Origin of the sequence: Phycicoccus avicenniae (assembly GCF_050496545.1) — a bacterium.
In the GTDB taxonomy this organism is placed as follows: Bacteria; Actinomycetota; Actinomycetes; order Actinomycetales; family Dermatophilaceae; genus Phycicoccus; species Phycicoccus avicenniae_A.
This window is the reverse complement of sequence record NZ_JBNVZV010000008.1, coordinates 87,600-100,486: the sequence shown is the minus strand read 5'-3', so window position 1 is coordinate 100,486 and position 12,887 is coordinate 87,600. Positions and strand designations below refer to the sequence as shown.

Below are 12,887 nucleotides of genomic sequence, written 5' to 3'. Positions count from 1 at the left end.
AGCCCCGGCTCACATGCCCATCCCGCCGTCGACCGGGAGGCCGATGCCGGTGATGAACTTCGCCGCGTCCGAGGAGAGGAACACGACGGCGTCGGCCATGTCGTCGACCTGGCCGAGCCGACCCGAGGGGGTCAGCTCGATGACGGCACCGACGGCGGCCTCCGGCGAGGGGAAGAGGCCGATCTCGGCGACGTCGTTGGCCAGGCCGGCGCCCATGGCCGTCGGGACGAGCCCGGGGTAGACGCAGTTGACGCGCACGCCGTACCCGAGCTTGCCCGACTCGGTGGCCGCCACCCGGGTGAGGCGGTCGACGGCGGACTTCGTGGCGGAGTACACCGCGATGCCGGGGAAGGCGATGGTCGCCGCGACCGAGGCGATGCTCGTGATGGCGCCGCCCTTTCCGGCCGCGCCGCCCGGACGCATCGCGCGCAGGCCGTGCTTGAGGCCGAGCGTCGTGCCGAGGACGTTGACCTCGAGCATCTTGCGCACGTCGGCGGCCTCGACCTCGGTGATCAGGCTCGTGATCTCGATGCCGGCGTTGTTGACGAGGATGTCGAAGCCGCCGAGCCGCTCGACGGTGGCGGATACGGCTGCCTCCCAGGAGGACTCGTCGGTGACGTCGAGGTGCACGAAGCCGTGGCCGTCGCCGAGGGCGGCGGCGGTCTGCTCGCCGGACTCCTGGACGTCGCCGATCATCACCCGCGCACCGGCCGCGGCCAGCGCCTGCGCCATCCCCTCCCCGAGGCCCTGGGCCCCTCCGGTGACGAGGGCGGTGCGTCCGGACAGGTCGTACGACGTCATGGGCTCGGCTCCTTTGCCTGGGCTCCCGGGTGGGTGGCGCCAGCCTCCACCAGAGTCTTGACAGTCGTCAAGACTTCCGGCGTCATCGGCCCTACGATGTCCGCGTGACCCCCACCCGGACGGATGCGCCGCCGCGCGTGGCCCGCGACGCCCGCACCCGCGAGGCGCGCCGTGACGCGCTCGCCGAGTCGGCGCTGACCACCCTCGGCACGCTGGGCTACGCACGCACCTCGCTGCGCGAGATCGCCGCGAACTCCGAGTTCAGCCACGGTGTCGTCCACTACTACTTCCGTGACAAGACCGAGCTCATCACCTACTGCGTCCGGTACTACAAGGCGCGCTGCGTACACCGCTACGACGCCGTCGTCGATGACTCGCGTACTGCGCCACAGCTGCTGGAAGCGTTCTCGGACAAGCTCGTCGAGACCCTGGTCGACGACGCCCCCATGCACCGCCTCTGGTACGACCTGCGCACGACGAGCATGTTCGAGGAGGCCCTGCGCCCCGACGTCGTCGCCATCGACGCCAGCCTGCAGGACATGGTGTGGCGGGTCGTCTCGCGCTACGCCGAGCTGAGCGGCCGCGGTCTCGTCGTCACCCCGGGTGTCGTCTACGCGATGCTCGACGGCGTGTTCGAACGCGCGCTGCTGCGCCACCTGGCGGGGGAGTCCGGCGCCCTCGACGACCTCCGCGGCGCCGTGCTCGGCGCCCTCCCGCTCCTGCTGCACGCGGGCTGACCCGCCCGGGCCCACCGAGGAAGTGGGCCGAGGGGTGATCCGATCGGGGCCCCAGGCGCGACAGTGTGTTCGTGCAGCACCTCACGGACCCCGAGCTCCTCGGCCTGGTCGGCCAGGGGGACGAGGCCGCGCTGCGCGAGCTCGTCGAGCGGCACACGCCGTGGCTGCTCCTGCGGCTGGGCCGGCGCACTCCGGACCCGGACCTCGCCGCGGAGGCGGTCCACGACACCTTCGTCGCCATCTGGAAGAACCCCCGGTCCTTCCGCGGTGAGGGCGACGTCGGCGCCTGGCTCTGGGGCATCGCCATCCGCCAGCTCGTCTCCCGGCTGCGCCGGCGGGCCCAGCCGATGCCGATGGAGACCCGGCTGCTGTCCGCCCTCTCGCCGACCGTCCGCAGCGCCGAGGACGAGCTCCTCGTCGCGCTCGAGCACGGCGCGGTCGGCGCGGCCCTGAGCACGCTGTCGCCCGAGCTGCGCCAGGTGCTCCAGGCCACCGTCATCGACGGGCTGTCGACGCGCGAGGCCGCCCACCTGCTCGGCATCCCGCAGGGCACGGTCAAGAGCCGCGCCCGCATCGCCCGGTCCAGGCTGCGCGAGCAGCTGATCTCGAGGGAGGCGTGCCCATGAGCTGGCACCCCGATCCGCCTGTCTGGCATGCGTACGCATCCGGCCGGCTCGACCCGGCCGCGGAGATGGGCGTCGAGACCCACCTCACGTCCTGCCCCGACTGCCGCGCGGCGGTGGCGGCGCAGGCCGCACCCGCCTCGGTCGACGCGGTGTGGCGCCGGGTGCGCGACACCGTCGCCTCTCCGGAGCCGAGCCGCGCGCACCGTCTGCTGCGCCGCGTCGGCGTGCGGGAGGACGACGCCGTCGTCGTGGCCGCCGCCGACACCCTCCTCGTCCCGTGGGCGGCGGCCGTCGGGCTCGCCGTCGCGGCGGCCGTCGTCGCCGGGTTCGCCGGCCTGGGACCCGTCGGCCGCGAGGCGTTCTTCCTCGCCCTCGCCCCGCTCGTCCCCGTGCTCGCGGTGGTCGTGGCCCACGACGTCCTCGACCCGCTGCGCGAGGTCGTGGCCGTCAGCGCCTACAGCGCGCTGCGGCTCGCCCTGCTGCGGGCCGTCGCCTCGCTCGCCGTCGCGGTGCCGGTGACCAGCGGCCTCGGGCTCCTCGTCCCCGGACTCGACGGCCTCGCCGTGGTGTGGCTGGCCCCGGGGCTCGGGCTCACGCTCGCCGCTCTCGTCCTCCTCACCTGGTTCGACGCGCGGGTCACCGGTGCCCTGCTCGGGCTCGGCTGGGTGGGCATCGTGTCCGTGCTGCGGCTCGGGGGAGACGCCCACGTGCTGACCGGTGCCGTCGCGCAGGTGCTCTTCCTCGTCGGCGCCGGGGCGCTCGCGCTCACCCTCGTGCTGCGCACCTCAACGCTGCGGCTCCAGGGAGGTGGGCTGTGAGCGTCGTCGCCTCCCTCGACGGGGTCGCCAAGAGCTACGGCGGCGTCCGGGCCCTGCGGCCCACGACGCTCGACCTGCGCCCCGGCGTGATCGGGCTGCTCGGGCCGAACGGGGCCGGCAAGACGACGATGCTCCGGCTGCTCTCGACCGCCCTCCCGCCCACCGAGGGACGCATCGTCGTCTCGGGGTTCGACGTCACCGCCTCCCACGCCGAGCGCGTGGAGGCCCGGCGGCGCATCGGGTACTGCCCGCAGGAGGTCACCTTCCCGCGGGGGATGACCGCCTTCGCGTTCCTCGACTACCTCGCGGTCCTCAAGGAGTGGCGCGAGAAGGACGCCCGCCACGGCGAGGTCCGCCGGGTCCTCGAGCTCGTGCAGCTCGCCGACCGCGGCGCGATGAAGGTGGCCCGCCTCTCCGGGGGGCAGCGGCGCCGGCTGGCCATCGCCCAGGCCCTCCTCGGCACGCCGGACCTGCTCGTCCTCGACGAGCCCACGACCGGCCTCGACCCCGAGCAGCGGGCGTCCCTGCGGGGGCTGCTCTCCGGGCTCCCGGGGACCGTCCTGCTCTCGACCCACCAGACCGAGGACGTCTCGGCGCTCTGCGACCGCGTGCTCGTCATCGATGCCGGGTCGATCCGCTTCGACGGCACCGTCCCCGAGCTGCTGGCCACGGCCGCCGGTCGGGTCCACCTCGGCCCCGTGGCCGCCGGTGACGCGGTGCAGGCCTGGCGCACCGGCACCGGGCTCGTGCGCTCGGTCGGTGGGCGACCCGCCCCCGACTCCACCGTCGTCGACCCCTCGGTCGAGGACGCCTACCTGCTGCTCCGCTCGGAGCCGCACCCCACCGAAGGAGCCATCACGTGAGCACCAGCACCACTCTCGCCCCCGGGTCCACGCTCGGCGTCCTGGCCCGCCAGGAGATCCGCAACTACTTGCGGCACAAGCTGTTCTGGTTCGGCGCGGCCCTCAGCGTGGCGGTCGCCGTCGTGATGCTCGTCGCCGACGACCCCACCTCCTCGGCCGGGTACATGATCGCCCCCGCGGCACTGCTCGGGGTGCTGGGCCTCGTCGTGATGGTCGGCCTGACGCGGCGCTCCGACCGGGCGGCGGAGTCCGCCGGGGCGGTGGTGCTCCCCGAGCGCACCCGCACCCTGGCCCTCGCGGCCGCCGTCGTGGTGCCTGCGGGTCTGGCGTTCGCCGTGTGGGTGGTCGCGGCGGTCGTCTGGTTCGTCAAGCCGGCTGCCGACTACGTCGTCCCGCCGGGCATCGGTGACGGCTTCGTCCTCGCCGCGATGTTCGGCGCCGGCGTGATGTGTGCCGTCGGCGGCCCGATCCTCGGGCTGCTGCTCGCCCGGTACGTGCACACGCGGGGCACGGCCGCCATCGCCGCGGTGTTGCTCGTGCTCGTGACGATCCTGTTGCAGGGCAACTTCACCGGCGGCCAGCCGTACCGGGTGTTCTGGGTCTGGACCTACTTCCTCGGCCAGCTCGGCTGGGGTCCCGACGCCGCCGGCGAGATCCACTTCCGCACCGCACCGGGCAACCCGTTCACCTGGGTCCTCTACCTGGCCGTGCTCTGTGCCGTCGGGCTGGTCCTCGCGCTCCTGCACGACCCCGAGGCCGAGCGCGACGGGCTGCGCCGCGTCGCGGCCGGGCTGGTGGTGGCCGCCCTCGTGCTCGGCGTGGTGACGATGACCCTCGGGTGGACCGACGTCGTCGTCGACCCGCTGCCCTGCACGACCTGCTGATGCCCGGGTACGCCGCGCGGGCCCTCCCGTGGTCGCGGCTGGCCCTCGCGGTGGTCCTCGTCGCGGTGTTGATGGAGCTGGTCCGCTGGGACCCGTGGGTGCTGTGGCCGCTGGAGGGGGCGGCCGTCGGGCTCCTCGCGGGGGCGAGCGCCTGGTGCTTCGACGAGCCGGCCGCCGCCGTGGTCGACGCCTCGCCGCGCGGGCTGGGGTGGCGCACGCTCGCCCGCAGCCCCGGGCCGCTCCTGCTCCTCGGTGTGTGGTCGGCCGTGGTCCTCCACGCCGGTGACGAGGCCCTCTTCGGCCACCGGGACGCGGTCTGGCTGCAGGGAGTCGCGGCGGTGCTGGCCGGGGCGGCGCTGGCCGGGTGGCGTCGGTCGCGGGGGGAGGCGATGCCCGGCCTCGTCGCGGCAGGAGTGCTCGTGCCCGTCACGACCGCCTGGGCGGTGCTGCGCCCGGCCAAGGACCTGCTCGTCGTCTTCCCCTACGGCACGACGTCGCTGCGGGGCTGGGAGGTGAGCGTGGTCGGGTGGTCCGTGCTGGCCGCCGGCGCCGTCGGGGTGCTGGCGCTCGCCCTCTCCGGGCTGCGGGTCAGCCGGCCGCGCGTCGTGGGTGGCGGGTGACGTCGTAGCCGTCGGCCAGCCCGCTGACCAGCACCTCGACGAGGGCGGGCACGTCATCCGGGTCGAGCCGCACGGTGGAGACGCACACGTTGTCGCGCCAGACCGAGAGCACGACCACCCCGGCCTCGTGGTGCCAGGTGGCGCGCAGCGCACGGCCCTCGCCGCGGGTGTCGGGGACGACCCCGGTGCGAGCCGGCTCCGGCGCGCGCTCCATCCACCGATTGTGCGGCAGCGGCCCGTCACCTGTCCACGGTTGGCCCGCGGGCGACCGGCCGACGACACGCAGAACGCCGTCACGCCGTCCCGCCGCACGGCACCGGGGCGCGGACGGACATCGTGTCGTCCGTCGGTCGAGGGAGGACCGGCGGCTCAGATGTCGCGGAAGGTCTCGATCGTCGCGCCGAGGGCGTTGAGCCGCTCGGCGAGGTCCTCGTAGCCGCGGTTGATGACGTAGACGTTGCGCAGCACCGAGGTACCCGGCGCGGCGAGCATCGCGAGGAGCACGACGACACCCGGGCGCAGCGCCGGCGGGCACATCACCTCGGCCGCACGCCACTTCGGCGTGGGGCCGGTGATCATCACGCGGTGCGGGTCGAGGAGCTGGACCTGCCCGCCGATCTTCGTCAGCTCGGTGAGGTAGATCGCGCGGTTCTCGTAGACCCAGTCGTGGATCATCGTCGTGCCCTCGGCGCAGGCCGCGATGAGCGCGAAGAACGGCAGGTTGTCGATGTTCAGCCCGGGGAAGGGCATCGGCGCGATCTTGTCGACGGGCGCGGTGAGCGGGCCGGGGTGGATCGTCAGGTCGACGAGCCGGGTGTGGCCGTTCTGCGCGAGGTACTCCTCGGTGGTGTCGAACTGCAGGCCCATCTCCTCGAGGGTGGCCAGCTCGATCTCGAGGAACTCGATCGGGACGCGCTCGATGGTGATCGTGGACTCGGTGACCACTGCGGCCGCGATGAGGCTCATCGCCTCGATCGGGTCCTCGGAGGGGGAGTACTCGATGTCCATGTCCACCCGGCCGACGCCGGTGACGACGAGCGTGGTCGAGCCGATGCCCTCGATCTGCACGCCGAGGCCCTGCAGGAAGAAGCAGAGGTCCTGGACCATGTAGTTCGGCGAGGCGTTGCGGATGGTGGTCGTGCCCTCGTAGCGGGCGGCGGCCATCAGCACGTTCTCGGTGACGGTGTCGCCGCGCTCGGTGAGGACGATGGCGCGCTTCGGGTGGCGGCTGCGGTCGACGGCGGCCTCGTAGAAGCCGTGCGTGGCCGTGACGTCGAGACCGAAGTGGCGCAGCGCCGACAGGTGCGGCTCGACGGTGCGCGTGCCGAGGTCGCAGCCGCCGGCGTAGGGCAGCTGGAAGGCGTCGTACTCGGCGAGCAGCGGGCCGAGGAACATGATGACCGTGCGCGTGCGGCGGGCGGCGTCGACGTCGATGCCGTCGAGGTCGAACCGCACGGGGGGCACGATCTCGAGGTCGTTGCTGTCGGGCAGCCAGCGGACCTTCACGCCGATCGAGGTGAGCACCTCGATGATCCGGTTGACCTCCTCGATGCGCGCGAGGTTGCGCAGCGTCGTGCGGCCGCGGTTGAGCAGGCTCGCGCAGAGGAGGGCGACGGCGGCGTTCTTGCTCGTCTTGACCGGGATGGAGCCGGAGAGCTTCTTGCCGCCGACGATCCGCAGGTGCTGGGGGCCGGAGTGGCCGAGCGAGACGAACTCGCTGTCGAGCTTCTCGCCGACGCGGGCGAGCATCTCGAGGGAGAGGTTCTGCTTGCCCTGCTCGATGCGGGCGACCGCGCTCTGGCTCGTGCCGAGGAGGTCGGCGAGCTCGTTCTGCGTCAGGCCCTGGTGTCGGCGGGCATCCCGGATGAGGGTGCCGATCCGGGTCAGGTACGTGTCGGAGGTGGTCGTCACGGGCTCCATCGTAGATCACATGTGAGATATCGCGACTTTCGCGGGGCCCGGCTCTCAGCCGTGTCGCAGGTGTCGCGCTGACCTGCACGGATGCCCCGCCCCAGCCACGAACGTGGGTGAAAACCTTCGGCAGGCCGACGGTTTTCACCCACGTTCGGGGTGGTGCGGAGGCGTCAGGCGGTGACCGGGACGCTCGCCACGCCGTGGGGGAGGACCCGGCGGCCGAGCACCCGCTCGGTGACGCCCTCGCGGTCCAGGAGCGGCACGATCCCGCCGTTCCAGAACTGGAAGCCGGCGCCGGTGATCATCGCGAGGTCGATGTCCATCGGGGCCTGGACGACGCCCTCGGACAGCATCATCCCGACCTCCTCGGCGATGGCGCCGAGCACGCGAGCCCGCACGTCCTCCACCGAGAGCTCGACGGGGGAGTCGGGCTGCTCGCGCATCGCCTCGACCTCCGGGTCGGGCACCGGGCGGCCGCGCTCGTCCATGGCGTAGTAGCCGCCCTTGCCGGCCTCGACGATGCGTCGCAGCGTCGGGCTGACGAAGAAGCGGTCGCCGAAGGCGCGGTGCAGCGTCTCGCTGTTGTGCAGCGCGATCGCCGGCCCGACGAGCCCCAGGAGGACGAACGGCGGCATCGGCGCGAGGCCGGCGACGGCGCGGTCGGCCACGGCCACCGGCGTGCCCTCGTCGACGACGCGCGAGTACTCGCCCATGAAGCGGCCGAGCAGGCGGTTGACGACGAACGACGCGGAGTCCTTGCTCCGGATGCACGTCTTCTTCAGCCCCTTGCCGACCGCGAAGCCGGTGGCCAGGGTCGCCTCGTCGGTGCGCTCGCCGGGGATGACCTCGAGGAGCGGCATGACGGCGACGGGGTTGAAGAAGTGCAGCCCGACGACGCGCTCCGGGTGCTGCAACCGGCTCGCCATCTCGGTGATCGAGAGCGAGGAGGTGTTGGTCGCGAGGACGCACTCCGGCGAGACGACGGCCTCGACCTCGGCGAAGACCTGCTGCTTGACCGACATCTCCTCGAAGACCGCCTCGATGACGAGGTCGGCGTCGGCGAAGCCGTCCTTGCTGGTCGAGCCGGTGACCAGGCGCTTGAGGAAGGAGGCCTTGTCGGGGGAGACGCGGCGCTTGGCGAGCAGCCCGTCGATCTCGGCGTGCACGTACCCGACGCCCTTGGCCACGCGCTCCTCGTCGAGGTCGGTCATGACGACCGGCACGCCGAGGCTGCGGGCGAAGAGGAGCGCGAGCTGGCTGGCCATCAGCCCGGCGCCGACGACGCCGACCTTGGTGACCGGGCGGGCGAGCGCCTTGTCGGGGGCGCCCGCGGGCCGCTTGGCGCGCTTCTGGACGAGGTCGAAGGCGTAGAGGCCCGCCCGCAGCTCGTCGGTCATGATGAGGTCGCCGAGTGCCTCGTCCTCGGCGGCGAACGCCTCCTCCCGGGTGGCGGTGCGGGCGGCCCGGACCAGCTCGACGGCGCGCAGGGCGCCCGGCGCGCGGCCGGCCGTCTTCGCGAGCACGACCTTGCCGGCCTTCGCGCACGCGGCCTCCCAGGCCTCCTCGTCGCGGTCGACCTCGCGGCGCTCCACGGTGACAGCACCGGAGAGGACACCTGCCGCCCAGCGCAGCGAGTCCTCGAGGAAGTCGGCCGGCTCGAGCAGCACGTCGGCGATGCCGAGCTCGGCGACCTCCTTGGCCTTGAGCATCCGGTTCTGCGACAACGGGTTCTCGATGACGACCTTGAGCGCGGCCTCGGGGCCGACGAGGTTCGGCAGCAGCCAGCAGCCGCCCCAGCCGGGGAGCAGGCCGAGGAAGGTCTCGGGCAGCGCGAAGGCCGGGACGCCGCCGGACACGGTGCGGTAGTCGGCCGACAGCGCCAGCTCGACGCCGCCACCCATCGCCGCACCGTTGACGAACGCGAAGGTCGGGACGGGCAGGTCCATCAGGGTCGCGAAGGCGCGGTGGCCGGCCTGCGCGATCTCGACGGCCTGGCCGCGCTCGGTGACGTACGGGATGCCGGACAGGTCGGCGCCCACGGCGAAGATGAACGGCTTCCCGGTGACGCCGACGGCCTGGATCTCGCCGGCCTCGGCGCGGGCGCGCAGGCCGTCGAGGGTGGCCTGGAGTCCGGCGATGCCCTCGGGGCCGAAGGTGTTCGGGCGGGTGTGGTCCTTGCCGTTGTCGAGCGTGACCAGCGCCAGGGTGCCGGCGCCGCCGGGGAGGGCGACGTCCTGCACGGGCGTGCGGGTGACGACCTCGGCAGGCAGGGCAGGGGTCTCGGTGGTGGTGGTCATGGCTCAGGCCTCCTTGCCGAAGTCGGCGTGGTGCGGGTTCTCCCAGATGACGCTGCCGCCCATCCCGATGCCGATGCACATCGCGGTCAGGCCGTAGCGGACCTCGGGGTGCTCCTCGAAGTGGCGGGCCAGCTGGGTCATCAGGCGCACGCCGGAGGACGCGAGCGGGTGGCCGGTGGCGATGGCGCCGCCCCAGGGGTTGACCCGCTCGTCGTCGTCGGCGATGCCGAAGTGGTCGAGGAAGGCCAGCACCTGCACGGCGAAGGCCTCGTTGAGCTCGAAGAGCCCGATGTCCTCGATGGTCAGGCCCGCCTTGGCGAGCGCCTTCTCGGTGGCCGGGACCGGGCCGATGCCCATGACCTCGGGCTCGACGCCGACGAAGGCGTAGGAGACGAGGCGCATCCGGACGGGGAGGCCGAGCTCGTCGGCAGCGGACTGCGACGCGAGGAGGCAGGCGGTGGCGCCGTCGTTGAGGCCCGCGGCGTTGCCCGCGGTGACGTTGCCGTGCGGGCGGAACGGGGTCTTGAGGGAGGCGAGCTCCTCGAGCGTGGTGCCCGGGCGCGGCGGCTCGTCGGTGGTCGCGAGGCCCCAGCCCTTCTCGGCGTGCCGGGTGGCGACGGGGACGAGGTCGGGCTGGACCTTGCCGGCCTCGTAGGCGGCGGCGAGCTTGCGCTGGCTGGCCACGGCGAACGCGTCGGAGCGCTCCTTGGTCAGCTGCGGGAAGCGGTCGTGGAGGTTCTCGGCGGTCTTGCCCATGACGAGGGCCGACTCGTCGACGACGCGCTCGGCGATGATCCGCGGGTTGGGGTCGATGCCCTCGCCCATCGGGTGCCGGCCCATGTGCTCGACACCACCGGCGATGGCGATGTCGATGGCGCCCACGCCGATGGCGGACGACACGTTGGTCACGGCCGTCATCGCGCCAGCGCACATCCGGTCCACGCTGTAGCCCGGGGTGGACTTCGGCAGGCCCGCGAGCAGCCCGGCGAGGCGCCCGAGGGTCAGGCCCTGGTCGCCGATCTGGGTGGTCGCGGCGATGGCGACCTCCTCGACCCGCTCCTTCGGCAGCTCGGGGTGGCGCCGGAGCAGCTCACGGACGCACTTGATGACGAGGTCGTCGGCGCGGGTCTGGGCGTAGACGCCCTTCTCGCCGGCCTTGCCGAACGGGGTGCGGACGCCGTCGACGAAGACGACCTCCTGGAGCTCACGGGGCACGAGGTGGCCTCCCTGGTCGGGTGCGGGGGATCGGCCCGGCGCGGAGCCGGACACGGCGATCCTACTAAGCAAGCGCTCAGTCAGAACAGGGGCGGCCGGGTGAGCGCCGTCACGCGAGGGCGGGCGCCATCAGGCGCCGGCGGGCGCCATCAGCTGGACGAGGTTGCCGCAGGTGTCGTCGAGGACGGCGGTGACCACCGGGCCCATCGCCGTGGGCGGCTGGGTGAACACGACGCCGCGGTCGGTGAGGCGGGCGTGCTCGGCCTCGACGTCCTCGACCGACAGCACCGCGACGGGGATGCCGTCGGCGGCCATCGCCTCCTGGAAGGCCGTGGCCGCCGGGTGCTCGTTCGGCTCGAGGACGAGCTCGACGCCGTCCGGCGCCTCGGGGCTGACGACCGTGAGCCACCGGTGCTCGCCGAGGGGGACGTCGTGCTTCGTCGTGAGGCCGAGGACGCCGGTGTAGAAGTCCTGGGCCTTCTGCTGGTCGTCGACGAACACGCTGGTCAGGGCGATCTTCACGGGTCGGTCCTCTCGTCGGGGCGGGCCCAGCGCTCGCGCAGCGGGTCCAGGGGGGTGGTGTCGAGGTCGTGCAGCCGGTAGCGCCCCTCGCGGCGGACCCGGACGAGGCCGGCCGCGGCCAGCACGTCGAGGTGCTGGGAGATGGCCTGCCGGCTCGAGGTGACGCCGGCGCCGGCCATCCGGGCGCAGAGCTCGAAGAGGGTCTGGCCGTCGCGCTCGACGAGGGCGTCGAGCAGGGCCCGCCGGGTGGGGTCGGCGAGGGCACGGAAGAGAAGGTCCTCGGCGGCGTCGACGATAGGCAAGCGGCTACTTGCCTGTCAACGGGGTCCGCTCAGGCGTCGGGGTGCTCGGCGAAGGCGGTCGCCAGCAGCGGCGCGACGACGTCGGCCTGCCAGCGGCGCACGCCGTGGGCCGTCAGCGCGGCGGTGAACCCCTCGACCGAGCGGTCCTCGGGCGGCGACCACACCACGCGGCGCAGGGGGTCGGGCGAGCAGACGTTCTCGACGGGGATGGTGTGCTCCTCGGCGAAGGCCGTGAGCGCCGCCCGGGTGTCGCCGAGGCGCTCGGCCGCGACCGGGTTCTTGTCGGCCCAGACCCGCGGGGGCGGCGGTCCGTCGTTCGGCAGCGTGCGCGGGGGCAGGTCGTCCTCGTCGAGGGCCAGTGCCCGCTCCACGGCGTCGAGCCACTGCCGGGCGTACCGCTTGATGGCCCGGTGCCCCGAGGGCAGCTCGGCGACCTCGCGCGGCGCGACGCGGGCGATGTCGACGAGCGAGGCATCGGGCAGGACCCGGCCGACGGAGGTGTCGCGCTCGCGGGCGATGGCGTCGCGGGCGTACCAGAGCTCGCGGACCACGCCGACCGACCGGCGCGAGCGCAGCGTGTTGATGCCGGAGGTCCGCCGCCACGGGTCGACCCGCTCGGTGGGGGTCCAGTCGAGGAGCGCGGCGAACTCCTGGCGCGCCCACTCGTCCTTGCCCTGCATCGCGAGGTCGACGCCCATGAGGTTGCGCAGCTCGCCGAGCACCTCGACGTCGAGCGCGGCGTAGCGCAGCCAGGGGTCGGGCAGCGGCCGGGTGGACCAGTCGACGGCGGAGTGCTCCTTGGCCAGGCGCAGCCCGAGGTAGTGCTCGACGACCGCGGCGAGCCCGACGCGGGGCAGGCCGAGGATGCGCGCCGCGAGCTCGGTGTCGAAGAGCTGGCGCGGGCGCAGGCCGACCTCGGCGAGGCAGGCGAGGTCCTGGGTCGCGGCGTGCAGGATCCACTCGGCGGCACCGATGGCCTCGGCGAGCGGGGCGAGGTCGGGGACGGCGATGGGGTCGACGAGCCAGGTGCCCGAGCCCTCGCGCCGCACCTGCACGAGGTAGGCGCGCTGGCCGTACCGATACCCGGAGGCGCGCTCGGCGTCGATGGCGACGGGACCCACGCCGGCTGCCACCGCGGCCGCGGCGGCATCGAGAGCCCGCTCGCTCTCGACGACGGCGGGCACGCCCTCGGCCGGCTCCTCGAGGGGGACGGGTTCGGGCAGCACCGGGTCGGCGCCGGCGGGCACGTCCTCGCCCCCTGCCGGCACGTCGGTCACCGGGCTCATGC

14 protein-coding genes are annotated in these 12,887 nt (G+C 73.6%); 6 read left to right on the top strand and 8 right to left on the bottom strand.

The features are described 5' to 3' along the window. Positions 1-9: 9 nt before the first annotated feature. The gene (locus tag ACQZ2A_RS09140; protein ID WP_430209825.1) at positions 10-801 is read right to left on the bottom strand and encodes an SDR family NAD(P)-dependent oxidoreductase; all 792 of its coding nucleotides are present in this window, start codon (positions 799-801) and stop codon (positions 10-12) included. 104 nt (positions 802-905) lie between these two features. On the opposite strand from ACQZ2A_RS09140, the gene ACQZ2A_RS09135 reads away from it, so the two are divergent. The 6 genes from ACQZ2A_RS09135 to ACQZ2A_RS09110 all read left to right on the top strand — a co-directional run bounded on the left by ACQZ2A_RS09135 (position 906) and on the right by ACQZ2A_RS09110 (position 5,349). Continuing rightward, the gene (locus ACQZ2A_RS09135; RefSeq protein ID WP_430209822.1) at positions 906-1,538 is read left to right on the top strand and encodes a TetR/AcrR family transcriptional regulator; all 633 of its coding nucleotides are present in this window, start codon (positions 906-908) and stop codon (positions 1,536-1,538) included. 71 nt (positions 1,539-1,609) lie between these two features. After that, complete coding sequence (locus tag ACQZ2A_RS09130) at positions 1,610-2,164, top strand: RNA polymerase sigma factor (protein WP_430209819.1); 555 nt, start codon at positions 1,610-1,612, stop codon at positions 2,162-2,164. After that, positions 2,161-2,982 carry a zf-HC2 domain-containing protein gene (locus tag ACQZ2A_RS09125; protein ID WP_430209816.1) on the top strand — a complete coding sequence of 274 codons (822 nt, stop codon included), beginning with the start codon at positions 2,161-2,163 and terminating at the stop codon, positions 2,980-2,982. The genes ACQZ2A_RS09130 and ACQZ2A_RS09125 overlap by 4 nt, the downstream gene beginning before the upstream one ends. Next, the gene (locus ACQZ2A_RS09120) at positions 2,979-3,845 is read left to right on the top strand and encodes an ATP-binding cassette domain-containing protein (protein WP_430209813.1); all 867 of its coding nucleotides are present in this window, start codon (positions 2,979-2,981) and stop codon (positions 3,843-3,845) included. Before ACQZ2A_RS09125 ends, ACQZ2A_RS09120 begins: the two co-directional genes overlap by 4 nt. Continuing rightward, positions 3,842-4,729, top strand: a complete 888-nt coding sequence (locus ACQZ2A_RS09115) for a hypothetical protein (RefSeq protein ID WP_430209810.1) — start codon at positions 3,842-3,844, stop codon at positions 4,727-4,729. The genes ACQZ2A_RS09120 and ACQZ2A_RS09115 overlap by 4 nt, the downstream gene beginning before the upstream one ends. Further along, entirely contained in the window at positions 4,729-5,349 is a 621-nt protein-coding gene (locus ACQZ2A_RS09110) for a hypothetical protein (protein WP_430209807.1), read from the top strand. The genes ACQZ2A_RS09115 and ACQZ2A_RS09110 overlap by 1 nt, the downstream gene beginning before the upstream one ends. On the opposite strand, the gene ACQZ2A_RS09105 is transcribed toward ACQZ2A_RS09110, so the two are convergent. The 7 genes from ACQZ2A_RS09105 to ACQZ2A_RS09075 form a co-directional block, all read right to left on the bottom strand. Next, the gene (locus ACQZ2A_RS09105) at positions 5,318-5,563 is read right to left on the bottom strand and encodes a hypothetical protein (RefSeq protein WP_430209805.1); all 246 of its coding nucleotides are present in this window, start codon (positions 5,561-5,563) and stop codon (positions 5,318-5,320) included. The genes ACQZ2A_RS09110 and ACQZ2A_RS09105 overlap by 32 nt on opposite strands. A gap of 155 nt (positions 5,564-5,718) precedes the next feature. Next, a complete protein-coding gene (locus ACQZ2A_RS09100; protein ID WP_430209802.1) occupies positions 5,719-7,260 on the bottom strand; it encodes a helix-turn-helix domain-containing protein in 1,542 nt (513 codons plus the stop codon). Between the two features lie 173 nt (positions 7,261-7,433). After that, a complete protein-coding gene (locus ACQZ2A_RS09095) occupies positions 7,434-9,560 on the bottom strand; it encodes a 3-hydroxyacyl-CoA dehydrogenase NAD-binding domain-containing protein (RefSeq protein WP_430209799.1) in 2,127 nt (708 codons plus the stop codon). A 3-nt stretch (positions 9,561-9,563) separates the two neighbouring features. Further along, positions 9,564-10,775 (bottom strand): thiolase family protein, encoded by a 1,212-nt coding sequence (locus ACQZ2A_RS09090; protein ID WP_430209796.1) that lies wholly within the window; start codon positions 10,773-10,775, stop codon positions 9,564-9,566. Positions 10,776-10,904: 129 nt separating this feature from the next. Beyond that, positions 10,905-11,297, bottom strand: a complete 393-nt coding sequence (locus ACQZ2A_RS09085; RefSeq protein ID WP_430209793.1) for a VOC family protein — start codon at positions 11,295-11,297, stop codon at positions 10,905-10,907. Continuing rightward, complete coding sequence (locus ACQZ2A_RS09080; RefSeq protein ID WP_430209790.1) at positions 11,294-11,599, bottom strand: ArsR/SmtB family transcription factor; 306 nt, start codon at positions 11,597-11,599, stop codon at positions 11,294-11,296. Before ACQZ2A_RS09080 ends, ACQZ2A_RS09085 begins: the two co-directional genes overlap by 4 nt. 29 nt (positions 11,600-11,628) lie before the next feature. After that, entirely contained in the window at positions 11,629-12,885 is a 1,257-nt protein-coding gene (locus ACQZ2A_RS09075) for an HRDC domain-containing protein (protein ID WP_430209787.1), read from the bottom strand. Between the last annotated feature and the right edge of the window lie 2 nt (positions 12,886-12,887).

Bases quoted from the DNA above. Each gene is read 5' to 3' on its own strand.
- ACQZ2A_RS09140 (WP_430209825.1), bottom strand. From the start codon at position 801: ATGACGTCGTACGACCTGTCCGGACGCACCGCCCTCGTCACCGGAGGG.
- ACQZ2A_RS09110 (WP_430209807.1), top strand. From the start codon at position 4,729: ATGCCCGGGTACGCCGCGCGGGCCCTCCCGTGGTCGCGGCTGGCCCTC.
- ACQZ2A_RS09125 (WP_430209816.1), top strand. From the start codon at position 2,161: ATGAGCTGGCACCCCGATCCGCCTGTCTGGCATGCGTACGCATCCGGC.
- ACQZ2A_RS09075 (WP_430209787.1), bottom strand. From the start codon at position 12,885: ATGAGCCCGGTGACCGACGTGCCGGCAGGGGGCGAGGACGTGCCCGCC.
- ACQZ2A_RS09095 (WP_430209799.1), bottom strand. From the start codon at position 9,560: ATGACCACCACCACCGAGACCCCTGCCCTGCCTGCCGAGGTCGTCACC.
- ACQZ2A_RS09105 (WP_430209805.1), bottom strand. From the start codon at position 5,563: ATGGAGCGCGCGCCGGAGCCGGCTCGCACCGGGGTCGTCCCCGACACC.